This is a genomic window from Microbulbifer epialgicus, assembly GCF_041447265.1.
Classification (GTDB): Bacteria; Pseudomonadota; Gammaproteobacteria; order Pseudomonadales; family Cellvibrionaceae; genus Microbulbifer; species Microbulbifer epialgicus.
Genome location: NZ_JBGMEK010000256.1, coordinates 1 through 835, shown reverse-complemented (window position 1 = coordinate 835; position 835 = coordinate 1). Strand labels below are relative to the sequence as shown.

Sequence of the window (835 nt, the reverse complement as noted above, 5' to 3'; positions counted from 1 at the left end):
AAAGTGCTTTCTCACATGAGAATGTTACAAAAGAAGCCCGCGCGTGTAGCAGCCTACTTCCGACACGAATCAATTAGGTACGCAGCATAACCGAACTATTTGTCCGCCGGGTTAATAATCCTAAGGGAAAGTAAATATCAGCACATAAATTATTTATAGGGTAAGAAATAAAATGTTTGAGATCGCAAATATTGACCATCTTGTATTAAGAACTGATAATATTGAGAAAATGCTGCAATTTTACACTCAGGTGCTGGGCTGCCATGTAGAGCGCGAGACACCGCGAGAAACAGGTTTAATTCAACTCAGAGCTGGTAGTAGTTTAATTGATTTGGTGGCAACGGATAGTCGTCTTGGCAGGATTGGAGGCGGCCCTCCTACAAAGACAGAGAATAATATGGATCATTTTTGCCTCCAAATTAAAAATATATCAGAAGAAAAATTACTTGACCACCTCGCTAAATTTGGAGTAGATGGTGGAGGTTTTAGTTCCAGGTATGGAGCGCAAGGTTTGGGAAATTCCTTATATATCAATGATCCTGATGAAAATATTGTTGAATTAAGAATTCAACTTTAACTTTACCGCTCAACCTGCAACTATCGCTCATAGTAGGTGGTATCATGAAAGCCCCCGTAGGGGGCTAGTTATATTCCCGCTAACTGCATCTGCTTATCGAGTTCCACCGTACTAACGCAATATCCTCGAACCCAAAAGTGACTTCCTTTAAAGTATCTCCTAGATTGCCAACATAAGTGACACACGCTTGCCCGCCAGAAATTCTAGCGGACTCAAGTAATTTAATACCTTCCTTGGGCGGGTGTTGATTCGGAATAC

General features: G+C 41.2%; 1 protein-coding gene. It reads left to right on the top strand.

Translation table 11 applies throughout. The features are described 5' to 3' along the window. Positions 1–172: 172 nt before the first annotated feature. Positions 173–577, top strand: a complete 405-nt coding sequence (locus tag ACCI49_RS24860) for a VOC family protein (protein ID WP_371841947.1) — start codon at positions 173–175, stop codon at positions 575–577. Positions 578–835: the final 258 nt, after the last annotated feature.